The sequence below is a fragment of the Crinalium epipsammum PCC 9333 genome (assembly GCF_000317495.1).
GTDB lineage: Bacteria > Cyanobacteriota > Cyanobacteriia > Cyanobacteriales > PCC-9333 > Crinalium > Crinalium epipsammum.
In genome coordinates this window covers 2,647,809-2,673,075 of sequence record NC_019753.1, presented here as the reverse complement: position 1 = coordinate 2,673,075, position 25,267 = coordinate 2,647,809, and the positions used below count along the sequence as shown (strand labels likewise).

General features: G+C 41.1%; 22 protein-coding genes. 11 read left to right on the top strand and 11 right to left on the bottom strand.

The window, feature by feature from the left end; all coding sequences use genetic code 11:
- Positions 1-128 precede the first annotated feature (128 nt).
- Positions 129-383 carry a hypothetical protein gene (locus CRI9333_RS11550; RefSeq protein WP_015203346.1) on the bottom strand — a complete coding sequence of 85 codons (255 nt, stop codon included), beginning with the start codon at positions 381-383 and terminating at the stop codon, positions 129-131.
- Between the two features lie 104 nt (positions 384-487).
- Entirely contained in the window at positions 488-802 is a 315-nt protein-coding gene (locus CRI9333_RS11545) for a methyltransferase family protein (protein ID WP_269667530.1), read from the bottom strand.
- A 187-nt stretch (positions 803-989) separates the two neighbouring features.
- On the opposite strand from CRI9333_RS11545, the gene CRI9333_RS11540 reads away from it, so the two are divergent.
- The 3 genes from CRI9333_RS11540 to CRI9333_RS11530 all read left to right on the top strand — a co-directional run bounded on the left by CRI9333_RS11540 (position 990) and on the right by CRI9333_RS11530 (position 4,174).
- A complete protein-coding gene (locus tag CRI9333_RS11540; RefSeq protein ID WP_015203345.1) occupies positions 990-1,982 on the top strand; it encodes a DUF389 domain-containing protein in 993 nt (330 codons plus the stop codon).
- Between the two features lie 96 nt (positions 1,983-2,078).
- On the top strand, positions 2,079-2,510 hold the full coding sequence (locus tag CRI9333_RS11535) for a hypothetical protein (RefSeq protein WP_015203344.1): 432 nt from the start codon (positions 2,079-2,081) through the stop codon (positions 2,508-2,510).
- Between the two features lie 104 nt (positions 2,511-2,614).
- Complete coding sequence (locus CRI9333_RS11530) at positions 2,615-4,174, top strand: cation:proton antiporter (RefSeq protein ID WP_015203343.1); 1,560 nt, start codon at positions 2,615-2,617, stop codon at positions 4,172-4,174.
- 43 nt (positions 4,175-4,217) lie between these two features.
- On the opposite strand, the gene CRI9333_RS11525 is transcribed toward CRI9333_RS11530, so the two are convergent.
- The 5 genes from CRI9333_RS11525 to CRI9333_RS11505 all read right to left on the bottom strand — a co-directional run bounded on the left by CRI9333_RS11525 (position 4,218) and on the right by CRI9333_RS11505 (position 9,866).
- Complete coding sequence (locus tag CRI9333_RS11525; RefSeq protein ID WP_015203342.1) at positions 4,218-5,552, bottom strand: DUF2254 domain-containing protein; 1,335 nt, start codon at positions 5,550-5,552, stop codon at positions 4,218-4,220.
- Positions 5,552-6,562, bottom strand: a complete 1,011-nt coding sequence (locus CRI9333_RS11520; RefSeq protein WP_015203341.1) for a mechanosensitive ion channel family protein — start codon at positions 6,560-6,562, stop codon at positions 5,552-5,554. Before CRI9333_RS11520 ends, CRI9333_RS11525 begins: the two co-directional genes overlap by 1 nt.
- Positions 6,563-6,629: 67 nt before the next feature.
- Complete coding sequence (locus CRI9333_RS11515) at positions 6,630-7,439, bottom strand: ion transporter (protein WP_015203340.1); 810 nt, start codon at positions 7,437-7,439, stop codon at positions 6,630-6,632.
- Between the two features lie 11 nt (positions 7,440-7,450).
- Positions 7,451-8,734, bottom strand: coding sequence for a DUF389 domain-containing protein (locus tag CRI9333_RS11510; protein WP_015203339.1), 1,284 nt, complete (start codon positions 8,732-8,734; stop codon positions 7,451-7,453).
- 181 nt (positions 8,735-8,915) lie between these two features.
- Positions 8,916-9,866, bottom strand: coding sequence for an aldo/keto reductase (locus CRI9333_RS11505; protein ID WP_041226597.1), 951 nt, complete (start codon positions 9,864-9,866; stop codon positions 8,916-8,918).
- 340 nt (positions 9,867-10,206) lie between these two features.
- Here CRI9333_RS11505 and CRI9333_RS11500 point away from each other — a divergent pair, with 340 nt between their 5' ends.
- Positions 10,207-11,646 carry a BCD family MFS transporter gene (locus CRI9333_RS11500; protein WP_015203337.1) on the top strand — a complete coding sequence of 480 codons (1,440 nt, stop codon included), beginning with the start codon at positions 10,207-10,209 and terminating at the stop codon, positions 11,644-11,646.
- A 97-nt stretch (positions 11,647-11,743) separates the two neighbouring features.
- Here CRI9333_RS11500 and CRI9333_RS11495 read toward each other — a convergent pair whose 3' ends face one another.
- Entirely contained in the window at positions 11,744-14,350 is a 2,607-nt protein-coding gene (locus tag CRI9333_RS11495) for a dynamin family protein (protein WP_015203336.1), read from the bottom strand.
- Between the two features lie 89 nt (positions 14,351-14,439).
- Between CRI9333_RS11495 and CRI9333_RS11490 the strand changes: the two genes are divergently transcribed.
- The 4 genes from CRI9333_RS11490 to CRI9333_RS11475 all read left to right on the top strand — a co-directional run bounded on the left by CRI9333_RS11490 (position 14,440) and on the right by CRI9333_RS11475 (position 18,182).
- On the top strand, positions 14,440-15,705 hold the full coding sequence (locus CRI9333_RS11490) for a hypothetical protein (RefSeq protein ID WP_041226023.1): 1,266 nt from the start codon (positions 14,440-14,442) through the stop codon (positions 15,703-15,705).
- An 80-nt stretch (positions 15,706-15,785) separates the two neighbouring features.
- On the top strand, positions 15,786-16,802 hold the full coding sequence (locus CRI9333_RS11485; protein ID WP_015203334.1) for a hypothetical protein: 1,017 nt from the start codon (positions 15,786-15,788) through the stop codon (positions 16,800-16,802).
- Between the two features lie 111 nt (positions 16,803-16,913).
- Positions 16,914-17,726 carry an inositol monophosphatase family protein gene (locus CRI9333_RS11480; protein WP_015203333.1) on the top strand — a complete coding sequence of 271 codons (813 nt, stop codon included), beginning with the start codon at positions 16,914-16,916 and terminating at the stop codon, positions 17,724-17,726.
- Positions 17,727-17,813: 87 nt separating this feature from the next.
- Positions 17,814-18,182, top strand: coding sequence for a hypothetical protein (locus CRI9333_RS11475; protein ID WP_015203332.1), 369 nt, complete (start codon positions 17,814-17,816; stop codon positions 18,180-18,182).
- A gap of 88 nt (positions 18,183-18,270) precedes the next feature.
- On the opposite strand, the gene CRI9333_RS11470 is transcribed toward CRI9333_RS11475, so the two are convergent.
- Positions 18,271-19,185, bottom strand: coding sequence for a ChaN family lipoprotein (locus CRI9333_RS11470; RefSeq protein WP_015203331.1), 915 nt, complete (start codon positions 19,183-19,185; stop codon positions 18,271-18,273).
- Positions 19,186-19,388: 203 nt separating this feature from the next.
- Here CRI9333_RS11470 and CRI9333_RS11465 point away from each other — a divergent pair, with 203 nt between their 5' ends.
- Positions 19,389-19,880, top strand: coding sequence for an acyl-CoA thioesterase (locus CRI9333_RS11465; RefSeq protein WP_015203330.1), 492 nt, complete (start codon positions 19,389-19,391; stop codon positions 19,878-19,880).
- Positions 19,881-19,937: 57 nt separating this feature from the next.
- On the opposite strand, the gene CRI9333_RS11460 is transcribed toward CRI9333_RS11465, so the two are convergent.
- Together CRI9333_RS11460 and dxr are read right to left on the bottom strand one after the other, a co-directional pair.
- Positions 19,938-21,020: a peptidoglycan-binding domain-containing protein gene (locus CRI9333_RS11460; RefSeq protein ID WP_015203329.1), complete on the bottom strand. Its 1,083-nt coding sequence runs from the start codon at positions 21,018-21,020 to the stop codon at positions 19,938-19,940.
- Positions 21,021-21,125: 105 nt separating this feature from the next.
- Positions 21,126-22,307, bottom strand: a complete 1,182-nt coding sequence (dxr, locus tag CRI9333_RS11455) for a 1-deoxy-D-xylulose-5-phosphate reductoisomerase (protein WP_015203328.1) — start codon at positions 22,305-22,307, stop codon at positions 21,126-21,128.
- A 365-nt stretch (positions 22,308-22,672) separates the two neighbouring features.
- Here dxr and CRI9333_RS11450 point away from each other — a divergent pair, with 365 nt between their 5' ends.
- Both CRI9333_RS11450 and CRI9333_RS11445 read left to right on the top strand, forming a co-directional pair.
- On the top strand, positions 22,673-23,332 hold the full coding sequence (locus tag CRI9333_RS11450; protein WP_015203327.1) for an acetoacetate decarboxylase family protein: 660 nt from the start codon (positions 22,673-22,675) through the stop codon (positions 23,330-23,332).
- Between the two features lie 94 nt (positions 23,333-23,426).
- Complete coding sequence (locus CRI9333_RS11445) at positions 23,427-25,244, top strand: proline--tRNA ligase (protein ID WP_015203326.1); 1,818 nt, start codon at positions 23,427-23,429, stop codon at positions 25,242-25,244.
- Positions 25,245-25,267 lie beyond the last annotated feature (23 nt).

Below are 25,267 nucleotides of genomic sequence, written 5' to 3'. Positions count from 1 at the left end.
TGCCCGTAGTTATGGTTCTACTTTTTTATTTGGGCATTTAGATAGCCTTAATTACCTTGGGTTACAGGGTAATTAAATTTACTTTATCAGCCCAAGGTAAGTTTAATGACGAGCCTAATATTTAGTAGTTAGGTGTTTGGTTGGCTAGGGGCATCTTCTGTAATGTCAGGGCGTTGCTGTTTGATGGTCTGTAGCTGTTGCAACAGAACATCAACTTCTGCCTGTAAATGTAAAAACTTAGCTTGTTGGTCAGCCTGGTATAGGCACTTGGTCAACTGCATAATCCTTATATCACCTCTTGAAGCGGTAGAGACATCACTTAAGGACGATGAACTGTCAACAGAGGTTTCAGGACGGGTCAGAGTTAATGAACGAGTAGACATTAATCTTTTGCTAGTTATTTTTACTTACTCACACCAAGAGCTAATTGTATCGTAAAGATTTAACTCTGTTGTATTTAATGTTGCTATTTTTTTGGTATTGACCCTCAGTACAGCCCTGGGATCAACTTTTTTACTTTTTCTCGATATTCTGGATAATCTGGATACTTGTGGCTCAACCAGGTTTCCTCACGACTAGCCTTAATATCAAAAAAGACAAATAAAATACCTGCTGCCAATAGGTGAGAGAAACTCATCTGGAAGATTGTCCAACTAACGGCTGCTAGGATCACACCGCTATAAATGGGATGGCGGACTAAGCTATAAATGCCAGATTTAACTAGCTCACCGTCTTGTTTAGGATAAGGTAAGGGAGTTAGTTGCCCTCCTAAATCGAGCAATCCTTTAGCAAAAAATGCTATAGCAGCTAAGTAGGTAGGCGTAAATAAACACAGTTATGTAAAGTTTTTGTTACATAACTAACTGGACTCCACTGACACAATCCTGACTCATCTAAATATTTTAAGCGAACTAACCCTTCTTTCTGGGCTAATTACAATAAATTCAAGTCAGCTTGTTTGATGAGTTTTTCTATTATTTAGGTTGATCATGTTGAGCAATATTCGCAATCGTTTCCAGCACTTCAGACGTAAACAAGCAAAACTTGAACAAATTCAGCAGTGCCAACTGGAATTGCTTGATGAATCAACGCTCAACTCCTCTTACTTAATTTTGATTATTGGTTCTTGTGCGATCGCTACTTTAGGTTTACTCGCCAATAGTACCGCAGTAATTATTGGTGCGATGCTCGTTGCACCTCTAATGTTACCAATTCGGAGTTTAGCTTTTGGTGCATTAGAGGGAGATGTGCTGTTATTTCGCAGAGGCATGATTACGCTTTTGGTAGGAACCCTACTAGCAGTTGCGATCGCTTATAGTGTTGGTTTGCTCGTTCAACTTCCTAGCTACGACAGTGAAATTCTTGCCCGCTCTGAACCCACGCTTTTAGACTTGGGAATTGCCATTGCCGCAGGTAGCATTAGTGGTTATGCCAAAGTAGAACCAAAGGTTTCAGGCAGTTTAGCGGGAACTGCGATCGCAGTTGCTTTGATGCCACCACTTTGTGTAATTGGTTTAGGAATGGCACAATCCAACTGGTCACTTAGTTTCGGAGCTACACTACTTTACTTAACTAACTTGCTGGGCATCACTCTTTCTTGTATGCTCACCTTTCTATTGGCAGGCTACACACCTTTACATCAAGCTCGTAAAGCCATTAGTTGGACGTTAGCACTTACAGCAATTCTATTATTACCTTTAGGCGCAAGCTTTACGCGCCTAATTCGGCAAGCACAGCTAGAAACCAGTTTGCAGCGAGCCTTGGTTAATCGGACGGTAACATTTCAACGATTACAACTGCTTCAATTTAATACAAATTGGTTAACCAATCCCCCTGAAGTTCGTTTAAGCGTGCGAGCCAAAGAACCTGTTACGCCTCGGCAGGTACAGTTATTAGAGGAATTTGTTGAGAGGGAAATGGGGCAGCAGTTTACTCTTGTTTTTGAGGTCGGACAGGTGCAGGAAGTGCGGCGGCAAGAATAATTCCATACTTTTTATGGGCTATTCACTACGTGCATACTAGGCTAATTTGTTAAACTTCAAGAAGTTAAGCAAAATATAAATATTTTTTATTTAATTATGAATCTTGGACTTAATTTGAATTTTTCTCTGTTCTTACTATGGCTTACTTACACTTTATTAGGCTGGTCTTTAGCTGCTCACAACATTATTTGGGTTGTCGGTTTATTGATTTCCTTCATAGCTTTCTATTTGGCGAAAGAAGCCAACCCATTAGTATTATTTTTAACTAAGGTTTTTTCCAAAAGTTGGTTTGTACTTTTAAGTTTTGCTTTATTAGTAAGTATTTTAGTAGCGGCAATAGCAGCTTTTCCAATGCTGCTGAATATTGTTGTTATACCTTTTATATCTACATTCTTAGTCAAAATAGAAATGCGTTCCCAGGGGTTGAGTCAATTAAATAAAATTTTGATATTTACAATTTTATCTGGATTAGGTTTAGCTATTGGTGAAGCAATAGATATTATATTGTTACCTAGCATGAGATATTAAGTAATAAAAATAAAGGTTGTTTTGTTTTTCCTCAACATCGTACTAGCAATTGTAGTGGTCATCTAGAAATAGACTGAGAACGAAAGCAATCTTTCCTTAAAACTATGGCAGTTGAATCTACAGTCAGCGAAATTGCTATTGAAACCAATCTTAAGCAATTTCTGCTAGTCCTCTCGGTTTCTTTAAGTGTTGCGACTCTACCACAAGTCTTTAGCTGGTTTCGCCGCATTCCCTATACTCTGCTTCTAGTGATAGTTGGGCTAGGGCTGGCGCTTGTGGATGTGCGACTGGTTAATCTTTCACCAGGATTGATTTTGTCGATTTTTTTACCTCCTCTACTCTTTGAGGCTGCCTGGAATTTGCAGTGGTCAAAATTAAAGCGGGATCTGGTTCCTATTTGTCTGTATGCGGTTGTAGGGGTGTTGATTTCTATTGCGGGAGTAGCATTGGGGTTAAATCAGTTGGGGGGACTGTCATTAACCACTGCTCTGTTAGTAGGAGCAAGTTTGTCAGCGACTGACCCGGTTTCTGTAACAGCTTTATTTCGAGAATTGGGGGTGGAAAAACGCCTCACCGTCCTGATGGAGGGAGAAAGTTTATTTAATGATGGGGTGGCTGTTGTTGCTTTTGGGTTTTTATTGTCATTTTCGCTAGGAACTGATGAACTTGCAGTTCAGCCAATTTTGATTCAATTCTTTCAAGTAGTTGGTATTGGCGTTGGAATAGGCTGTTTAATTGGCTTTGGTCTCTCTTACCTGACTCAGCGATTTGATCTGCCACTTGTAGAACAATCCCTCACCCTGGTTTCTGCTTACGGCGCTTATTTGATTACTGAGGATTTGGGCGGCTCAGGCGTGATTGCAGTAGTAACAACAGGCTTGATCTTGGGTAACTTTGGGTCTCGCATTGGGATGAATCCCCGTACTCGAATTATCGTCAGCGAGTTTTGGGAGTTCCTGTCGTTTTTTGTCAATTCTATTGTGTTCTTGCTGATTGGCGATCAGGTGCGGTTTGCGATTCTGGGAGATAACCTGGGAATAATAGCTATTACTGTTGGCGCGATGATTTTAACACGGGCGATCGCTATCTATGGTTTGAGCTTTTTGAGCAATCGCTTTACTAACTCCGAAATTTCTCTTCCCGATCAAACTATTCTGTGGTGGGGTGGATTACGAGGTTCTGTCTCAATCGCCTTGGCATTAAGTATGCCTGTGATCTTGCCGGAACGAGAAAAAATTATTGCGACGGTTTTTGGCGTGGTACTGTTCACTCTACTGGTACAGGGTTTGACAATTCAACCACTGTTGAAAAAGCTAAATCTGTTAGGTAATCAACCCTTGCGTCAGGAATTTTTAGAAGCGATCGCCCGTCAAACTGCGCTTCAGAGGGTGCTGCAACATCTAGAAAAAACTGAAAAACGTCCGGGGGTTGAGCCAGATTTTTATCGTTACCAGACGGCGTTGGTAAGTGGCGAACTAATTTCTCTCAAACAGAAAATTAAGCAGCTTCAGGATGAACATCCTGACCTCCAAAGCTTTGTCACCAATCAACTACAGGAAGAACTGCTGGCTATCGAGGCAGAAACCTATGCTGAATCTGTCCGGGCAGGGCAGCTTAACCGAGAACTCTCACCATTTTTGCAACAAGTTACGGAAGACAGATAGTTGAACAAGCAACTTTGTCTTCAATTATTCTTTTCTCTAAGTTTCAATGCTTTTCTATTGCTTTTACTGCGGCTAGATAACGCTTTTTAACATCGAGGATATCTAATTCCTCCTTTATTCCCTCTTGGCTACCGCGATGAATCATGTTGGCATGACGCAGCAGTGCCGCACGGTCTGTTTTGTTATGGGTGAAGGATGCAATGGTTTTGATCGCCTCCAGCAAACGCATTGTTACCCCTACACTGGATTTTCCATACTGGCGAATTTGGTTAAAGGCAGCATCCGTTAGATCTGCGAAGGAGATAGGTTCAGCAATGATGCGAAGCTTGTCATCGTCATCGTAGCGGTAGGGAGAGGGAATATCTTTTTGTGCCAGATAACACAGAGCTACACTAAGTTGGTCAATGCAACGGATGGCAGTGAAGGGATCGTTAATTCCGGGTGAAAGGGCGCGTGCCGCAATTTCAACAAGCTGGTTTACAGAGAATTCTACGTCTTGCTGATCTGTTCGCTGCAACCCTATAACAAAAGCATCGTTGATTTTCCCCGTCAGCTTCTTGTTAACTTGTTCCCCAGGAAAAACTAGGATGAGGTCACTGCCACGCACGACAAAATCTCCGGGACGATGCTCAATCCGTAGCAAGAGGTTGTTTTCCTTAGCGATCTGCATAATCTGGCTTTCATCAATCGCCTGGATATAGCCGCTATTTGTGACTTTAACGGGGCAGGCATCGCGATCAAAATCGGCTGGAATGTCTGACATCGCTGGTTCTTGTCGTTGTTTTGATGGACTCCGCCCGATCTTGTTGGGAAAGAGTCGCTCGATCGCATCATCTAACTCGTGACCAACCTTAGTAATAACTCGATCCACCTGAATAGAAGAAGCTGAATGGTGAATGAAGTAAATCAGCACACCAATACTGGCGATCGCCAGTCCGATACCGCACGTCACCGCCAGATGAGGCACAAACTCGTTTTCTTCAACACCATTGATGGTTCGCAGTACCAGCAGGCTATAAACGAACGTGGAGATAAAAGTTCCAAGTACGATCTGATTACCCGTATCCTGCATGAAGTTACGCAGCAATCGAGGCCCAAACTGCGAAGACGCAAGCTGAAGTGCAACAATCGTAATTGAAAAGGCAGTCGTAGCAACGCTCATCATTGAACCAGCAATTGCTGAAAGAATCGCGCGTGAGCCACTAGGGCCGAGAGCATAAGCCCACCCCAAATTCTTGATGATATCTGTTTCTAGACGTTGATCAATCCCGATAGTTATAAATGAAAACGCGATCGCCAATATCACCATCAGTGTTGGTATAAACCAAAAACTCGAATTTAGTGAGTCCCAAAGTTTGCTGAGTTTTGTATTTTGCATCAATTATCCTGATCTGTTGTAGTCTGTTTAGCTTTGCCAGCTTCAGAACCGTTTACTTGAAACTTCAGTTTGGAAAGTGCATTACTAATAGTGCGCGGCTGCGGAACTTCGCCTTTCCCTGCGGGCCAGCCTTCTCGCTGACGGGTGCGATCGCCATCGGTTGCTTCCGTCTGGTCGTGGAAAAGAATTTGCTGAGTTGGGAAAGGTAAGTCAATTCCATTTGCCGTCAGCTTATTTTTGATATTGATCAATACTCGATCTTGCAGGTCTAATACATCTGCACGACGAGGCGGCTGAACCCACCAGCGTGCGCGGATGTTGACTGTACTATCAGCCAGTTCTACAACAAGCGCATCAGCAGCAGGATTTTCTAGCACCCCATCTGTATGATTAACTGCCTCTAAAATCAATCGTTTTGCTTCATTAATATCATCACCGTAGCCAATACCAACGTCATACTGTAAGCGACGATTTTCAAATGCCGTATTTACAATTACTGAGTTAGTAAATAGCTCGGAATTCGGAATCACAATCCGCCGACCATCGTATGTTCTAATTGTCGTTGCCCGTGTTTGAATCTGTTCTACAGTTCCCTCAAAATCTTTGAAGACAATTTGATCGTCAATTTGGAAAGGTTCAGTTAGCAGAATTAAAATACCCGCTAAGAAGTTTTGCAGTATATCGCGAAAGGCAAACCCGATAGCGACTCCACTAATTCCCAATAGCTGTACAAGATCGCTTGCTTTCAGAGAGGGAATGACGACTGACAGAGAAATAAACAATCCCGCTAGAATCGTTGTCCCTTGTGCTAATCTCCCTAACACCATGCCTAAATTACGCGCTTGGCGGCGATCTCGTGTGAGATTTCTGACTACTCCCTTAATTGCCCTAGCGATAAAAAAGAAGATAGCAAAAACAATTAGTGCTAGCACAAGATTGGGTAGCAAAATGATGAAGTCGTTCACCATTTTCTGCATTTTGTCCCAGACAGTCGATATTTCTGTGTTCATTACATTTATTTTCAAATTGCAACCTAAATTTTACATATAACGCGCAAAACTGACTGTTTTTTCAGATTTAGCGATCGCCTTGTCGCAGGTTTTGGATTTCTGTTCGCAATGCCATAATTTCGTCCTTCAATGCCTCGATTGCTTTCGCTCCGGCAAGTTCAGCTTCATCATCATCTGCATCTTGCCCGACAAAAAATGTTGCTAGTGTCGCGGTTACATAACCGAACATGGCAAAGGCATACAGCGCCAGCAGAAAGAACAAGATGCGACCTTCTGCCGTCTGCGGACTGTAATCTGCTCCCATTGTGGTCATCAGCATCGCTGTCCACCATAAGGCAGTTCCGTAGTTATCAAATCCAGGCGCATCATTCGTTGCTTGCTCAAAGGCGTACATACCAGCCGCGCCTGCAAAGGTGACGATCACGGTTAGCAGCACGACATAACCAAACCCGCGTCGGGTAAAGTTTGCGGCTAGCGATCGCATACTGCGATTGGTTCGCGTCAGTACCCGCAGCAACTGTAAGCCCCGCATTGCCCGCGTTGTTTGCAGCACCCGAAGAACTCTGACAATACGAAATGTTCTGAGTGCTGGGAGCAGCAGTGAGATTGCGGTTAGCCATTGAGCTTTGAGATAAGCCACTTTGCGAGGAGCTAGGAGCAGCTTAATGCCAAACTCGGCAATAAACACGATCCAGATTGTGAAGCTTAAACCTTCTAGAAATGAATTTAAGCTATTTGTGAGTTCAATCACAAATAGAGCTAACCAGATAAAGCTGAGTACCAACATCGGTACATCTAGCCAGTCTTCAAGCTGCTGCAAAATCTCAGAGCGTTCGTGTTCGAGGGCTTGTTTTTCAGAAAGCTTTAGTGAATTCATACCCAGGTTGATTAATTAAGCGCAGGTGTTTCTAACACTGTTACCGCTACTAATGGTGTAACATTGAACCCTTGCTGCAACAGGTGAGATTGAATTGCTTGAGTTAGATCAAGGCGAATTTGTTCAGTAGAGCGGGTAACATCTGGCTGACGTTGGACGTACACCACACACAGCAGAGTATTTTGCCCCTCTATATTGGCTCTAGTGAAGCGCACATTTGACTCTACCAGTTTTGTTAAGCCGTTTTGTTTTACAACCTTCTGCACTTCAGCATTTGCTCGTTGAGCGCGGCTAGAACGTTGTAAGTTAGGCGCATTGGAAAATTGCCACAGCAGTAAACCTGTAAGCACGAGCGCACTCGTTCCCACAGAAGCGGGAAACACACCGCGTTTGCCCCGTTGATAGCGAGATCCCTGCGTTGATAAACCAAACAGGCGAAACATCAGAGCGGCTGATAGATTAATTCCACCCAATTGCAGCAACAGCAGAAAAAGTCCGTTGATGACTAAATCCCAACGACCGAGCGCACCCGCCATGCCAACAATGCCTGCGGGGGGAGCTAGAGAAGCGGCAACGAGCATTCCAGTTGCTGCTCCAGAGACTAAACTACTGCGATCGCCCTGAATTAGCGTCAGTGCGCCCGCCGCTCCTGCTGCTAGGGGAATCAACACGGAGACTGTTGAAACCTGACTGCTATCAATCATCAGATTAGTTGGATTTTCTTGGTGCAGAATCCAACTAAGTAGGGCAGTTGTGGCGATCGTGACGCTCAATGCTGCAAAGTATCGGATCAGGCTGCTTACTAGAAGTTGGCGATCGCCTCTTGCTGTCGCCAGTGCTGTATTCATTGCCGGACTCGCAAACGGAGCCAACAGCATCGCGGCAACCAGCAGGAAGGTGGTGCTTGTGTACAAGCCAATCCAGACGATAATTCCAGCGAGTGCAGCATAGCTGAGAAACCCTTTCCATGAACCTGTACTTTGCAGTCCAGATAGGAAAATCTCGATCGGGCTACGTTCTTCGACACTGGTGACTTGATCGGCAGCAGCATCGGCTGGCGGGTGCAGCGCCATAACTCCTGTAGGAATCAGGGTAAATTTCAACTCCGGCACGTCTTGCAGTTTATCTAACAGTTCCTCAACCTTGCCGTTGGAGACGTGAATTAATACTAAATCTAGAGGCTGATCGACTCCTGTTGCTTCAATTTGCGCCAAGTTTGTGCCGTCGCAGGCTTTTGCAATGTTGAGGACGGTTTTTCCATACCCCTGCGGCACTTGAACAAAGAGTTGACGCATAATTTATTGATTTTTTAAAAGTGGTTTTACGAGGTTTTTAACGATAGATAAGCTGCTGCATACAGTCAACTTAAGCCATTTTCAGCGTTTAATAAGCACTCAGAATGTCAAGAGTTTCATAGTGCGATCGCGTATCGCCTCCTGTTAATATTTGTAATTAAACTGCTAACAGATACTAGGTTTAAACTCTAAAACTCTGGCTAACTTGAGCAAGTTGAGTAACATCTTCGTTACTAAGTTGCCAACCGACCGCGCCAGCATTTTGTCGCACTTGCTCGGCTGTTTTAGCACCTGGGATCGGAATTACGTTACCTTGAGCAATTAACCAATTGAGAGCGACTTGAGCAGGAGTGCGATCGTATTTTTCTCCAAGCTGACGCAAGAGAGATATTAATAAACTAATTTTTTCTAAACCACTACGGCTAAAACGAGGATCAAACCTCCGCACCCCTGTTGGCTCCTGGTATTGCTCAACAGTATATTTACCAGTGAGCAACCCTTGAGCTAAAGGACTATAAGCCAGGAGAGTTACACCTAATTCACGCGCGGTGTCAAAAATCCCGTTAGTTTCTATTTGTCTAGTTAGTAAAGAGTAGCGCGTTTGATTTACAGCCAAGGGTACTCCTCTAGCAGCTAAAATCTGATGAGCTTCACGCATCTGGGCGGCTGAGTAGTTGCTGACACCAACACTGGAAATTCTGCCACGCTCAACCTCATCGGCTAAAGCATTCATCAAAGTTTCTTGGCTCAGTAGGAAGGTAAATGGCCAATGCACCTGGTATAAACTAACTCGCTCCACCCGTAGGCGTTTTAAACTTGCAGTTAAAGCATCAGAAACAGACTGAGCATTAAATCGCCAAGGCGAGGGGGCATATTTAGTGGCTATTTCCACCCGATGCCCAGTTTCTTGCATGAACTTTCCGATAAGTTCCTCTGATAGTCCGAATCCATAAATTTCAGCAGTATCGAAGAAATCTAAACCAGATTCTAAAGCTGCCTCAAAAGCTGCTCGTACTTGGGATTCACCATAATTATTGCCATAGTTCCAAAATATTTTGTCGCCCCAAGCCCAAGTCCCAATGCAAAGGGATTTGACTGTTTTGCCATTGCTTCCGAGAGTAGTTGTGGGGATTGTATTGCTTAAATTCATAATTTTTAAAGGTTTGAAGGGATAGTTCAGTATTAGCTGTATTTGTGGTGGAGACTTATCGTCAAAATCACAATTTAGCTTTGCGCTTTCAATACAGGTGTATAAAACTCCTTGCAAAAATTGAAAAATCTTAATTTACATCTGCGTTTATCTGCGTTCATCTGCGGTTAATCTGCGTTCTAAAAAACTAGGATGAGCATTTTTGCAAGCAGTTTCTTGTCTACCTATCTCAATATCAGCTTTCTCAGCCAGCGTTTCTCTTACTAAAGGTATATCTTTAAAAAAGTACTAAAAGACAATTTGCATCGTTTTGGAAGTAGTTATGGCAATAGGTGATTTTTCAGATTCCCAACCACCCTCACCAACAAGTAAGCCAAGCCCAATTAACTTACTAACTATGTTCCGCTTGGGCTTATTTCAGATGGGGCTGGGGATTATGTCAATTCTCACATTAGGTATTCTTAACCGAGTGATGATTGGTGAGTTAGGTATTCCCGCAACTGTAGCTGCTGGTGCGCTGGCAATGCACCAATTTGTTGCACCTGCACGAGTTTGGTTTGGGCAAAGGTCTGATGCTAAACCAATCTTTGGTTATCATCGCACTGGTTATGTTTGGATAGGTGCGACTTTATTTACGATCGCATCTTTCCTAGCAGTACAAGTTATGTGGCAGTTGGGCAGCCTTGTACGCTCTACAGGCGGTTGGGCTTGGACAACCGAAACATACGGCTGGACTGCACTGATGGCTTTGATTTTTGCTTTATATGGTATAGCCTTAAGTGCCAGTTCTACACCATTTACAGCTTTGTTAGTAGATGTTTCTGAAGAAGAAAATCGTTCCAAACTTGTAGGCATTGTCTGGTCAATGTTAATGGTTGGAATTGTTACGGGAGCAATTATTGGTAGCGTTTTATTAAAACAGGTAGCAACAGACGCTCCAATTGAAGCCTTACAAGCATCAATTAATCGTTTATTTGTAATGGTTCCTGCTACTGTTTTGGGATTAACATTTTTGGCAACAGTTGGTGTAGAAAAAAAATATTCTCTATATACTTCTCGTACTACTTTAATAGAGCGAGAAGATAGTATTACTCTGGGTAAAGCTTTACGAGTATTAACTGCTAACCGCCAAACAGGAATATTTTTTACGTTTCTCCTAGTTATGACTATTAGCTTATTTATGCAGGAGGCGGTTTTAGAACCTTATGGTGCTGAAGTGTTTGGAATGCCAATCTCAGAAACTACTAAACTCAATGCTTTCTGGGGAATGGGAGTACTTGTTGCTTTAAGTACAACTGGATTTTTAATTGTGCCGCGTTTAGGAAAGCAAAAAACCACTAAATTAGGTTGTTTATTAGTAGCAGCTAGTTTTGTAATTATTATCCTATCGGGATTTAGTCAAAATCAGAAGCTATTTCAAGGTGTGTTATTTTTGTTTGGTTTAGCTTCTGGTGTTACCACGACAGGTGCGATTAGCTTGATGTTAGATCTCACTGCTGCTGAAACCGCAGGCACTTTTATCGGTGCGTGGGGGCTGTCTCAAGCAATGGCAAGAGCGTTAGCAACTATTACGGGTGGTGCAGTTTTAGATATAGGTAAAAGCTTGTTTACTAATCTGGTATTTGCTTATGGCTTAGTATTTGGGCTGCAAGCGGTAGGAATGCTACTGGCTATTTGGCTTCTCAGGCGAGTGAATGTTAAAGAATTTCAAAGTAATGCCCGAAATGCGATCGCTTCTGTATTAGAAAGTGAATTAGATTGAACAATTAACAATTAACCATCTTCTGTCACTGAATTGCTTTCTGGGATTGAAGTTTGCCATCGGCTTTAATCTCGATCAAATAGGAGCGATCGCGATTTTATGCGACACTTTGATTTACAATTGCCTCAATTTGCTTTTCTACCTGCAATAGTTCCTGCCGTTTCTTCTCGATCCAAACTTTTTCAGCATCACATTCTTGTTGGCTTTGTCGATCGCGTCGTTCTTGTTGTTCTAATAAATTTTCTAACTCCAAGACGGCGTTTTTCATCACACCGCTACTTGCATCAAGTTTTTCTTCAAATATTGCGATAATTTTATCGTGGATCTTACCAAAAATAGACTCCGCAGATTCATTAAATTTTTCCAACCCTAATTCACAAACTTTTTGCTTAATTTGAGCTTTAACTGAATCGCCATCTAACCAACTCCAACCCAAACCACCACCAGCACCAGCAGCTAAAGCACCTAAAATAACCCCAATAAAACCAAGTCCTGTAAAAAATATTAACGCCGCGCCAACTGCTGCACCAATGCCTAAACCACCAAACAATCCACCATCCTCTATTTCCGAAATTGATGAAGCAATCCCACTTCCACTTGTGCCAATGCCACCAAAATTACCTGCGATCGTCAAATTATTAAATTGGCTTGCCAGGTTACTATTAAGTTGCTTGTCGAACTTCTCAAAATCTTGCCGAATTGCAGAGATATCATCCTTAACTTGATTCTCTAAAAATGCCATATTTTGCTGCACGATCGCTTGTACTTTTTGATTACCCCAATTTTCTATTTCTTGGGTAATGTCATCCACAAATTTATTAGCATAATCTTTGGTTAACTTGTCTTGACTCATAATATGTCCGTGTTCGGAAGTCCAGTACTCACTTTTTGAAAGCAAGCGTTCTCCTAATCCTTCTACCCATTCACTCCAAGATTCAATAGTTTCTTCTAAAGATTGTTGCATCAATGCTTCACCTAAAAGCCTAAGTTTTACATCGCGTCCGCTTACTTCTGCCATTTGTTCAAATATTTTCGGCTTATCTTGTTGAAAAAGTGTCAATTTCCCTGTTAATATTTCCTCTTTTTGATTTAATTCATCGCAACTAATATCAATTATTTGCTTAAGTCCTGCGACAGATTGCTGAATAGATATAGAACCTCTTTCAACTGTTAAAAACTTCTCAATTGAAGAAGTAAACGCTTGAAAAGCTTTTAAATAATCGTCATTTTCTCTGCCTTCTAAAATTGCATCTAAAGTTGATTGAGCAGAAATAAAATGAATCCGGTTTTCTCCATTAATAATCGGATTCGTTCCATTAACTATTTTTTCCACCCTTTGTCGTACCTGCTTACGGCTTTCTTCGCGTCGCAGCAAATCGAAGAAATTAACTACAATAAAAATGTTTTTTGCACCTTCATCTGGAGCATAATTCAATTCTTTTTTCAAGTACAAAAGTAGCTCTCGCTCTTTCTCTGTCAAAGTATTTTGGGCGCTAGTTAAGAAGATAACGGCATCAGCAGTTTTTAGAACTTGCTCAGTAACTAAAGTGCGTTCTGCAACTTCGTTTAATCCGGGAGAATCAATAATTTCTACCCCATTGCGACACAATTCTAATTCGGGATGTTCAAAAACAATTTCTGCGATTTCTGAGTTGGCAAGTCCATCTTCCGCAGATCCTAAAGCCGCCTCTTCAGAAATTGAAGCTTTCTCTTGATATTGTTCCGGTGAAATTTCTTCTTCTAGTCTATTTTTATCTTTGTAGCGACAAATAACCCGCCTCTGCGCTCCATATTTCAAAATAGTCACAGTACCGCTACAGGGAATGTCCCGCACAGGTTGAATTTCCTCACCCAATAAAGCATTGAGTAAAGTTGATTTTCCTTTACTAAATTCGCCCACCACAGCAATGCGAAAACATGGTGATCGCAATTTATCAGAAGTATCTTTTATCTTGACAGTTAAAATATCGGTCAGTACAGCCCGTTCATGTCCATCTGTAAGAATTTGGTTCAGGCGATCGCAAACCGCATTTAGTTGTTGCCGATACTCCTGAAACTTTTTCAACTCCTGATATTCTGATACATAATGCTTTTGATTTACTTGCGGTTTTGGTTTTGCTGGTAAATGTTCGATAATGTGACTGGCAGCACGGACAAACAAAGAATCAAGAGATTGAAATTGGGCGGGATCGAGTAACGAGTGAACTTCGGCTAAGGCTGCTGTATCACCAATTGATTGACTGCTAAAACTAGCTGACAAAACTATCAAATATTGCCCATCAATTCCGAGTAGATTAGCGATGATTTTCAAATACTGTTTTTCGCGTTTATCTATTGTGCCATCTGCTGCCGACATTTGATAGCCAAAACTAATTAACAGCAGTTTTTCTTCCTCGGCAAAGCACTCTGTCAGTGCGAGTATCTCCGGCAATTTCTTATAAAATTGATGTTCTTTCACACCCTTAACCATCAGCATTGCCAATTGGCGCAAACTGTTATTAGGGGGGATAAGTTCCGTTAAAGTTGTCCGCAACCGTTGGGCTTCCTCTGCGCTAACTGTACCGTCGGCATACATGACTCCCACCAAAACCGTTACCAGCGCCGCTAGGAAGAGGGCAGGAGGGCTAAGATCTTCTTGGCATTTCTGCCCTGTCATGCGCGAAACAAGCTCAACCGTTTGAGGGGTAATTAGCGACTTGTTCATTTTCAGTACAATTACATAACTGTTTTTTATATAGAAGTAGCATAATAAATTAGTATTTCTTTGGGCGGCTCCCAGAGTAAAGATTTATGATGAATTTTGTATTCCCCCTGGCGGTAGAGGCTGCGATCGCGGCTGGTAAGTACGTGCAAGTTTTTACATCTGCCGGAGTGCCGATTGGCATGGCGAGGGATGCAGCGACGGGACAGTTTGTAGCCCATGCCGTTAGCGCGACAGTCAACAACAGCCCCTTGTCGCCGTTAGTGTCTCCGATGCAGTTTGTCATGGGTGGCTTGCAGATGCAGCAAACGCAAATGGGCTTTCAAGCCGTCCAAGCTAGTTTGGGGGTGCTGCAAGCGACTACAGCCGTCATTGGTGTGGGAACTTTGGCTGGGGTAGCGTTATCGGCTGTGAATTTGCACCAGACATTGAAACTAAAAAAAGCAGTAGAGAGGCTAGAAGTTAAAGTCGAAAACGGTTTTATCAATTTAGAACAACTTTTGAAAGACCAAGGGACAGAAATTAAGCAATTAATTTTCCAAGTTCTCCAAGAGATGAAATTTGAGAATCATCGGCTAGTTTTAGTACGGGCTTACGGGTTGTTTACCCAAGCAATTCAACGAATGCGTTCGGCATTGCAATTAAAAGATATTAACCGCCGAAATGCGGAAATTGATGCAGCGCGGGGGATGTTATTTGAAGCTTTAGCAGACTATAGAAATTCCCAGTTATTAGAAGAAACTTGTGCAGCCGGACAGTTGCGCCGATTAGAGTGCAGTTGGGCGATCGAGCAGAGTATTATTGCTACTTATCAGGTGCAAAATGAGTTTGGGGCAGCAAGCGATCTCATCTCTCAACTGCAAGAAAATATCCGTCAAGATAGCTTAAGAATAATTGATGCTTGTGATTCTGATGACGAGCTTGATTTTCTTTTCCCTGAAATCACCCGGATTCACAATCACGATTTAGTTTTATTAGATACTTGGCATAATCAAATTGAATGGACTAAAGCTTTACCGCCAAGGGAGTTACAACAGTTGCAGAGTGCTGATTTTAGTAAATCAAACTTGGCTGTTATTGAGAATAGAAATTCAAATGCCACAGATTTAACAATACCAGATGAACAGTTATTTTATGAGAATTTGATACCCAAGTCTAATTTTTATGCGCTTCGCACTCAACTGGAACTAATGCTGGAACCGCAGCGACGTGGAGAATATGAAGGTTATATTATCCAGCAAGGAGAAATAGCAGGTTACAAAACTTTTGTGCGATCAAACTTAGAGAAAGCGTCAGATTTGGCTGTTGCTAATCTCTATTACTATTTGAAAGTCCGAGATGAATCTGAAGATGAATGAGAAGAAAAGTAAGAAGTCAAAAAAGCTAAGACAGAAACAACGTAAAAATTCCTGAAACAACTGAAGATAATTCGTAAGTTATGAAAGAATTTGGGTTAACTCCAGAACAAACCAGAATTATGTTCAGCTATCAGTACAACTTGGTACAAGCTGATATTGATAATGAACCAGATTTCGATAAAAAAAATCTTAAGCGACAGTGGTTAACTAAGTGGAAAGATTCAACAGAGCTTTTCTTGAACAGCCAAATAACAGCCTCTAGTCCTCGTGGTACTTCATTTGACATAATTACTGATTTTACTCAGCTTAAAGCTTTGGTAAAATCTAGCCTGATCCCTCCACTAACTCGGTATCTAATTTTATTAGAAGTAACGCTTTTTCAACCCTATTACCCTTTGGGAGATAGTAGTGATGAAAAATTCAAAAATTTGAAAATTGATAATGAAGAAAAACTCACCAATAAGGTAAGATTTTTTGCTAAAACACTGGATATTGATCCAGATTCTGTTTACCGCTTTAAGTATAACTACAAGGAAGCCATCCAAGGAATTAAAGGCGGTGTAAATCCTTGGTTACTTGGTGCAGTCGGAGCAGTTTTATTAGGGGTAGTAGCTATATTTGCTACACCATTGATAGTAGGTTTACTAGCACCTATACTAGCACCTGGTTTATCAGGTGCAGCCGCAGTATCCGCAGTTTTAGCTGCACTTGGAGGAGGTGCGATCGCCGCAGGTGGTTTCGGAATGGCTGGCGGAATGGCTGTAGTTGTTGCTGGCGGTTCAATTCTCGGTGCTGGTGCAGGAGTTGGTGTTGGCGCTTTATTCGGTCAGTCTCCAGATGCCGCTTTAACGCAAGCAGCCAAGCTGGAAGCCGCGATTAAAGAGATTATTTTCATTCAAAAAGATAGCCGCAAAGATCAAAAAATTATCAACCTTGCAGAAATTATAAAACAACTAAGGTTAGCTATACGTTCCCTTGAAGACAAACTCGACGAGCTACTTCTTGAGCCAGAAAAAAATCATCAAGAGATCGAAAATCTCAAAAAAGCTATTGAGTATTTGAAGAAAGCACTAGGAAGAATTCAAGATTTAATGTAACAATAGTTACGCACAACAGATAAAATAAGTCGAATTTATTAGTAATGATCCATGACCGCAAAGGTTGTAGCAGGTTAAGCTGATAACTGAATTACTGCGAATTGCGTCAAGATGGAAGAATTTTGGACTAAGGTTTTAAATTTCGCTCAAGATACAACTACTAGAGTTGGCATCAGACTATTAGAATATGCTGGACAAGTGCAAGCAACTCGTAAAGCTGATGGTAGTTTGGTGACAGAAGCAGATAACTGGGCGGATCAAGAAATTCGTGATGCGATCGCCGCAAATTTCCCAGATCACGGTATCCTCAGCGAAGAAGCAGAACACACTTTTAAAGGAACTGAGTGGTGCTGGATCATTGATCCGCTAGATGGTACTACCAACTTTACACGCGGGATTCCCCTGTGGGGCATTTCTATCGCCTTACTCTATCAAGGTACGCCTGTATTTGGTTATGTACATTTTCCCCCCATTAACCAAACTTTTCATGGCTATTGGCGCGGTTCATCCGAACTTGATATTCCGACTGGGGCATTTTTAAATAATCAGCCTATTCATAGTAGTGATGATTCCCCTACTAATAATCACTTTTTCAGCTTGTGCGCCCGTAGTACATCTGTAATGAAACAAGGGTTTCCTTGCAAAATTAGAATGCTTGGTGTAGCTACCTATAACTTCCTAGCAGTTGCTTCTGGTGCAACTCTTGGAGGAGTTGAAGCTACGCCGAAAGTTTGGGATTTATCTGCTGTTTGGGTAATTTTGCAAGCTGCTGGTGCTGTTTGGGTATCTTTATCATCAAAACCTACTTTTCCCTTAGAAGCTGGTAAAGATTATGGTAGTTATCCCTTACCGACTTTAGTTGTTAGTCGTCCTGAATTAGTGCCAGTATTTGAACCATTGATGCAACCTATTATTCGTCGCTGATTAGATATCCATGTGCATCTGTGTTTATCTGTGGTTGAAATTCCAACCACTTTTTTAATAGACTTCACCTGAAAATAATTATAAGTGATGAACCAGCAAACTAAAGAGCCGTTAGTAATCCACAGAACCCTATCAGAATCTTTACTAAGACTATCGGTATCGCCTGTAAAGGCAGATAGAGAAGCTATAACTAGGTTGGAAAGAGAAACAGGTAGGGATATCCAGGCGATTATTCAAGATTTAGATAGCAATGAGATTGCTTTGCAAGCTATCTATGATCAACAGCAAAAGCCTGTTATTAAGAAATTTATTAATTTATTTAACAGTGGCTTATTTATAGCTGGAGTAATTGGCATTGTCACTGTATTTACTACCCCATCCCATACTTTGATAGCATTGAGCTTGGGATTTGTTACAGGCGTAACTGGTGCGGCATTACGTCATCAAGAGAACTGAATAGAAAAAAATTTATTAATATTAGACTTATTGCAAAAATTATTCATTACATCTGTGTTTATCTGTGTGCATCTGTGGTTAATTATCCTTACTTCCAGATAAAATCAGCAATTGGTTGTTTATTGATCTCCAATTCATAATCTTCTGGGGGATGTAACAATATTGATCGCTGAATTAACTGCTGATTATTCTCCCCATTCTCTAACCGTCGCGCCACACGGCTAGGAATACCATATCCATAAATAATATGACCACTACCTGCCATTACAATTACTTGATAATCTGGATTAACTTTGACAAAATTTGCGATCGCATCTGCCATAGTTTCATCCCATAAAACTTGGGCAGCAAAATAATTATCTAATTTTTGGCTGTTACCTGATAAATGTTGATGATGTCCTCCGGCTAATTTTTCAAACAACTGCCGATATTCTTGGTTATCAGTGCAAATTTCTGAAATAGGCGGAATATATTTCCAATCTTCTTGATTTAAACTTTCTAATCCTTGACGGGAAACTTTGCGGGTTACTTCTGAAGGCGTATTTAAAGCTAAAACTGGTATTTGATGTTTTTTGGCAAATTCTAGAATTGGAGCATAATATTCCCAAGGAAAGCCCCAACGCCGCTTATATTCACTTTGTTCTACCAGTTGTTCTGCGGTTATTTCTCCAGCTAAATATTGATTGATTACTGATTGATAGGGACGCTGGAACATTTCCAGTGCGATCGCTATTTTGGATTTAGAACTTTTCTTAATACCTTGCTTAGTAAAACTATATAGTTTTTCAATAATTTCTAACTGGGTTTCGTGATCTTTAGCGTTGTCGTGAGTTTCCCCCAAATATAGTACATCTGCCTGGGCTAGTTTATGCAAAATATCTGTTTTAGTTAACTGTTGTTGTGCAGGCAAATTTAAGATATTTTCGCTTGCACTAGCTGGCGTATACAGTAATAAAACGCCTAAACAGCAAGCACATAATTTAAAAACAGAAAGCCTATTCATACAAAACTTAACATTTAATTAATATTATACTTGACATTGTTATCTCAATTTTGCCAACAAATAACTATTTGTTTAAAATTAGTAATAATCTTATAGGCGACAGTACAGATTAAAATAGTCGATAGATTACAATCAGCTAATAAAACAGCTAAAATTTTTCTATATCAAATAAACTCAAAAAGTTATTTTGAGGTAAATTACCAGTGTCAACAATACCACAAACACCTTCTGAACTACCACCCGTTAGTGCAATTGAAAAGCGGTATCTAAAGGTAACAACGGAAAACTGGTTTGATTACCCTGTGCGTGTCCAGCCTCACCATACCGACTATAGCGGTAATGTTTGGCATGGTACTTACGTTGTCTGGATGGAAGAAGCGCGGATAGAATGTTTACGTTCAATTGGTATTGATTATGCTGAATTAGTAGCTTTAGGGTGTGAAATGCCTGTGGTAGAACTTTCTATACGCTACCACCGCTCCCTACAGATGGGGATGTCAGCAGTAGTTAAGGCGCAGATGACAGAGATGCAGGGTGTCCGAATTAATTGGGATTATCAAATTCAATCTCTAGATGGTAAAGATTTGTATATGACTGGGCGGGTTACTTTGGTAGCAGTTGACCGAGAAAAAGGCAAAATTATGCGTCAACTGCCATCAACGGTTAAAGATGCGTTAGTAAAGTTGACAGTTTAGAGATGTAGAGACGTACAATTGTACGTCTCTACATTATTTCAATCTAACCGCTAAATATTAACGACCATTATAAGACCAGTGAGGAGGGTCACGATCTAGTAACTTATAAACACCATAAGATGCACCTACATCAAAAAGTAACTTATTTTCCGCGCCATTACGAGGCTCATTAATTTCAATTATATTTCCATTACTATTCTTAATTCTTAGGGTTTCTTCCCAGGTAATATTCCAGTCAAGTGCTAATCTTTGAGTATGGAGAGATTTTAATGCTACTGGATTACCACCAATACCATAAATATCTACCATTTGTGAGGCGGCTTGACGCGCTCCTGAAGCTGTATAGTGTACCCAGTCAATGTCAACTCCAGCCATCCCTGGCACATTATTAGGACTAATTTCACCTCGATCTATTCTGGCTGCGTAGTGCATTAAATAAGCCCGTTGTGGAGGTCGATAGGTAGCTGAGATGATTGTTTGTGCGCCGCCATCAATTAAAGCTTTTTGAAATGCTTGTACCCGTTCACGAAATGGTGAAGCTAAGGCAGATATAGCACGACTTGTAGGAAAGTAATTGTACCAATGCGCTCCACTCAGGCGAAATCTTAGTCTTTTAGCATAAGTGTTAAAAATATCTAAGGCTTGCTCAAAATCTGTTCCTAGTTTATTTTTAGTGCTACTAGAGATACTATCGGTTAATTCAGTACGCAAACGGACATCTCTTTTTTTATAAGCTTCAGCTAACCCTTGATTACTTCTATAACCAAAGTCACCATCTGTAGTTAAAGGTGGAGTTAGTTGTGCGATCGCATTTAAGTTTCTTTGTAATTCTTTCACCTCGGAGGAACCAAACCGCAAATAAGCTAACAGCAGGTTAGCAGAGAAATTGGGAACCTTGAAGATAAATCCTTGACTAAGAGCTTTAACATAAGTATTGTTGCCAACAACACCATCAGCAGACAACTGATTTTTTCGTTGATAGCTACGAGTAGCTGTATCAGTACCGTTGCCAAAGTCGCCATCTACAGTTCCAACCGGAAATTCATTTTCTTTTAAGAATCGTTGCCAAGCAATAACAAAAGTTCCTTGAGACCCTTTTTTAATTACTGGCAGTTTGAGAACCCCAATATTGAAAGCCATAAATTTCTCCTCTGCTAAATTTTGTGATGCCTGATTTTTAGGAATTACGCACTTAAAGTGATAGGTATAACGGGCAAAATGCCCGCATAGCAAAGTAACAACTATTTAAACACTGACGATTTCTAGCCGTTGACTAATTGCTAAAACTTCTTGCCTTGCCCATTTATCGGCGGCGATAATGTCGTCTAGGCTAGGATCGGGGCGGTTTTGGGCAGATGCGCGATCGCACGCTGTTTCTATACAACGAGCAATATCTAAATAACCAATCTTCTCTTCTAAAAATAGTGCCACAGCTTGCTCATTTGCAGCATTTAATATTGCAGGCATTAAACCCCCTGCCCTACCCGCAGCATAAGCTAACTGCATACAAGGATACTTCTGATGATCCGGCGCACGGAAAGTTAAATTACCAGCTTTGACTAAATCTAGTCTTTCCCAATTAGTATAAATTCGCTCAGGATACGACATAGCATAAAGTATTGGCAAGCGCATATCCGCCCAACCTAATTGCGCTAAAACTGAAGTATCTTGTAATTCAATCAAAGAGTGAATAATACTTTGGGGATGGATAACAATATCAATATTGTCGTAATCCACTCCAAATAGGTAGTGCGCTTCAATTACTTCTAAACCTTTATTCATTAAAGTCGCAGAGTCTACAGTAATCTTACGACCCATTGACCAATTTGGATGCTTTAAAGCGTCAGCAACTTTTACCTGTGCTAACTTCTCTACAGGTAAATCTCGAAATGCGCCCCCCGAAGCAGTAAGCAAAATTCGGCGCAAACCACCTGCGGGGACTCCTTGGAGACACTGAAAAATTGCTGAATGTTCGGAATCTGCGGGTAATAGTTTTACACCATACTCCTCTATAAGCGGTAAAACTACAGGCGCACCAGCAATCAAAGTTTCCTTATTTGCTAAAGCAATATCTTTTCCAGCTTTAATAGCAGCAATTGTGGGTAACAAACCCGCACAGCCGACAATTCCTGTAACTACTGTTTGGGCATCACCGTATCTTGCTACTTCAATTACACCCGCCTCCCCTGCCACTATAATCGGTTGTGGGTTGAGGTCTGCGATCGCCTCTTTCAGTTCTGCTAACTTATCTTCATCACAGATAGCCACAATTTCCGGTTGAAACTGTCGAATCTGCTGTGCCAGCATTGTCACATTGCTTCCTGCCGCTAATCCCACAACGCGGAATTGATCGGGGTTTTGAGAAACTATATCTAAAGTCTGAGTGCCTATCGAGCCAGTGGAGCCAAGAAGAGTAATCGCTTTCACAATTGCTTAATAATTAACCGCAACTCCACTATAAAATTCTTTGGGCATATTCTTAACTCCAGATAGCCAAATCTTATTAAAGCCAATAAATATTAGTAATTGAGAAAGGCTTGTAGGCATGAGTGTACTTTTTTACAAAATATCCAAATAAGTGCTGTTGCTGCTTTAATTCTTTTTGCCGATAGCAGTGTTAAACACGCTCTTTTTAAGTCAACGGCTTTGGGAAAGCGAGCCAAAATTAATCGGCAGCTTAGTAAAAAAAATTAAAAAATACTAAAGAGTTTGAATTAACCTATCAACGTGATGATGTTTATTTGTTTACCAAAAAGTCTTAATAACAATAATATACCCATCGGGAGATCTAAATGTCATATCCACAAGCGCCTTGGACACTGTGCGGACACGCTATTCAAACATTACAGTTGATTGATATTGATAAAACTCGTCCTTTCATCCCTCCAGAGTTTGAAATTGTCTCATTTTTTCCTGGTAAAACATTAGGTGGCATTTATGTTTCTTCTTACAGTGTAGGCTCAGTACTACAATACAACGAGCTAATTGTTGCTGCTGGATTTGTCAGTTATGCAGGCAAAATTGGAGGATGGATTTCTCATATATATGTAGATAACCCTGATTCTGTTGCTGGTGGTAGAGAAATTTGGGGATTACCAAAAGAATTAGCTGATTTTACTTGGGACAATAACAAGCATAATTCTCAAGTTGCGATCGCTCAAAATAACAAACAATTATGTAGTATTTCTTACAGCAAACCAAGCCTTAAAGTACCACTACCCATTAAAGGTTCTTTTTTCAGTGAACTTGGCGGTAATATTCTGATGTTCGATGGTGACTTATCATCTCAAATAGGACTGACAAGCAGTAAAGTAAATGTTCCTGCCGAAAGCCCTTTTTATAGCTTAAACTTAACTCAACCTTGGTTAACTGCTTACTGTGATGATTTGCGTTTTGTCGCAGGTGTACCAGCAGTTGTGGGAGAAAAAGCCGTTGAATTTAGCTATAGCTAATTTCTTTTTATAGCTTCGTTCTGAAGGATGAAGCTATAAAAACAAAGACTTAATTGTTTATAATATTCCTTCGGTCTAGAGAAGGAAACAAACGATGCGGCTATCTCAAATATTATTCGTCACACTACGGGAAGATCCTGCGGAAGCAGAAATTCCTAGCCATAAATTACTTATCCGCGCAGGTTATATCCGTCGCATCGGTAGCGGTATTTACGCCTATTTGCCTTTTATGTGGCGTGTACTGCAAAAAGTCTCCCAAATTGTGCGAGAAGAATTAAACGCCACTGGCGCACAAGAATCTTTATTTCCACAACTACAACCTGCTGATTTGTGGCGAGAATCTGGTCGTTGGGATACTTACACCCAAGCAGAGGGAATTATGTTTTCTCTCACAGACCGACAAGAGCGAGAATTAGGATTAGGGCCAACTCACGAAGAAGTTGTCACAACTCTTGCCCGTGAGATGATTCGTTCTTATCGTCAACTACCGATAAATTTATACCAAATTCAAAATAAATTCCGTGATGAAATTCGCCCTCGTTTTGGTTTATTACGGGGACGGGAATTTATTATGAAAGATGCTTACTCTTTCCATGCTGATGAAGAAAGCCTGAAAAAAACTTATCAAGATATGTATCAGGCGTATAGTAATATCATCAGTCGTTGTGGGTTGGCTTTTCGTGCTGTAGATGCTGATTCAGGAGCTATAGGCGGCTCTGGTTCCAATGAATTTACGATATTAGCTGAAGCAGGAGAAGATGAGGTTCTTTACACTGAAGATGGTCAGTATGCAGCTAATGTAGAAAAGGCGGTTTCTCTACCTACTGATGCAGAATTGTCACAGTTTACAAACTATGAAAAAAGAGAAACACCTGGAACTGAAACAATAGAAAAACTCTGCAAATTTCTTAATTGTTCTCCAACTCAATTAGTAAAAAATGTGCTATACCAAGCTGTTTATGAAAATGGCATAACAGTATTGGTAATAGTTAGTATTAGAGGCGATCAAGATGTTAATGAAGTCAAGCTGCAAAACGAGTTAGTTAAATTAGCTCCTCAGTTTGGTGCTAAAGCTGCGATCGCTCTCCAAGTACCGGACGCAGAAGCACAAGAAAAATGGGCAGCAAAACCTCTACCTTTAGGTTATATAGCACCTGATATTAGTGATGAATATATCCAAGCAGATAAACAAATTCATCCCAAATTTATCAGGTTTGTAGATCAAACTGCTGTTGAATTGAAAAACTTTGTAACTGGCGCTAATGAATCTAATTATCACGTTGTCGGTGCTAATTGGGGCGAACAATTCCAGTTATCACAACTGGTAGATATACGCAAAGCTTCATCCGGCGATCGCGCCATCCACAACCCACAACAAACTTTACAAAGTGCGCGTGGTATTGAAGTAGGGCATATTTTCCAACTAGGCGATAAATACTCTAAAGCAATGGGCGCTACTTACACCAGCGAACAAGGTGAAGAAGTACCATTAGTTATGGGTTGTTATGGGATTGGTGTATCACGGTTAGCGCAATCAGCAGTAGAGCAATCTTATGATAAAGATGGCATTATTTGGCCTGTTGCGATCGCACCTTACCATGTAATTATCGCTGTGCCTAATGTGGGAGATGCTCAACAAATGGAAGTAGCTGAAAAACTATACAATCAGCTAAACCAAGCAGGAATCGAAACCTTGCTAGATGACCGTAACGAACGTGCTGGAGTTAAATTTAAAGATGCTGATTTAATCGGCATACCTTATCGAATTGTAACTGGGCGATCGCTCCAATCGGGTAAAGTCGAAGTTGTAGAACGTGCAACCCGCAGATCTCAAGAAATTCCCATAGATGAAGTTGTTTCTACCATTAAGCAGTGGATTGAAACAGCTTTAACCGTAAACCGTAAACAGTAGCCAAAATGTAGAGACGCAAAATT

Coding starts and splice junctions, on each gene's coding strand:
- CRI9333_RS11550 (WP_015203346.1), bottom strand. CDS start 383: ATGTCTACTCGTTCATTAACTCTGACCCGTCCTGAAACCTCTGTTGAC.
- CRI9333_RS11540 (WP_015203345.1), top strand. CDS start 990: ATGTTGAGCAATATTCGCAATCGTTTCCAGCACTTCAGACGTAAACAA.
- CRI9333_RS11535 (WP_015203344.1), top strand. CDS start 2,079: ATGAATCTTGGACTTAATTTGAATTTTTCTCTGTTCTTACTATGGCTT.
- CRI9333_RS11530 (WP_015203343.1), top strand. CDS start 2,615: ATGGCAGTTGAATCTACAGTCAGCGAAATTGCTATTGAAACCAATCTT.
- CRI9333_RS11525 (WP_015203342.1), bottom strand. CDS start 5,552: ATGCAAAATACAAAACTCAGCAAACTTTGGGACTCACTAAATTCGAGT.
- CRI9333_RS11520 (WP_015203341.1), bottom strand. CDS start 6,562: ATGAACACAGAAATATCGACTGTCTGGGACAAAATGCAGAAAATGGTG.
- CRI9333_RS11515 (WP_015203340.1), bottom strand. CDS start 7,439: ATGAATTCACTAAAGCTTTCTGAAAAACAAGCCCTCGAACACGAACGC.
- CRI9333_RS11510 (WP_015203339.1), bottom strand. CDS start 8,734: ATGCGTCAACTCTTTGTTCAAGTGCCGCAGGGGTATGGAAAAACCGTC.
- CRI9333_RS11500 (WP_015203337.1), top strand. CDS start 10,207: ATGGCAATAGGTGATTTTTCAGATTCCCAACCACCCTCACCAACAAGT.
- CRI9333_RS11495 (WP_015203336.1), bottom strand. CDS start 14,350: ATGAACAAGTCGCTAATTACCCCTCAAACGGTTGAGCTTGTTTCGCGC.
- CRI9333_RS11490 (WP_041226023.1), top strand. CDS start 14,440: ATGAATTTTGTATTCCCCCTGGCGGTAGAGGCTGCGATCGCGGCTGGT.
- CRI9333_RS11485 (WP_015203334.1), top strand. CDS start 15,786: ATGAAAGAATTTGGGTTAACTCCAGAACAAACCAGAATTATGTTCAGC.
- CRI9333_RS11480 (WP_015203333.1), top strand. CDS start 16,914: ATGGAAGAATTTTGGACTAAGGTTTTAAATTTCGCTCAAGATACAACT.
- CRI9333_RS11475 (WP_015203332.1), top strand. CDS start 17,814: ATGAACCAGCAAACTAAAGAGCCGTTAGTAATCCACAGAACCCTATCA.
- CRI9333_RS11470 (WP_015203331.1), bottom strand. CDS start 19,185: ATGAATAGGCTTTCTGTTTTTAAATTATGTGCTTGCTGTTTAGGCGTT.
- CRI9333_RS11460 (WP_015203329.1), bottom strand. CDS start 21,020: ATGGCTTTCAATATTGGGGTTCTCAAACTGCCAGTAATTAAAAAAGGG.
- CRI9333_RS11450 (WP_015203327.1), top strand. CDS start 22,673: ATGTCATATCCACAAGCGCCTTGGACACTGTGCGGACACGCTATTCAA.
- CRI9333_RS11445 (WP_015203326.1), top strand. CDS start 23,427: ATGCGGCTATCTCAAATATTATTCGTCACACTACGGGAAGATCCTGCG.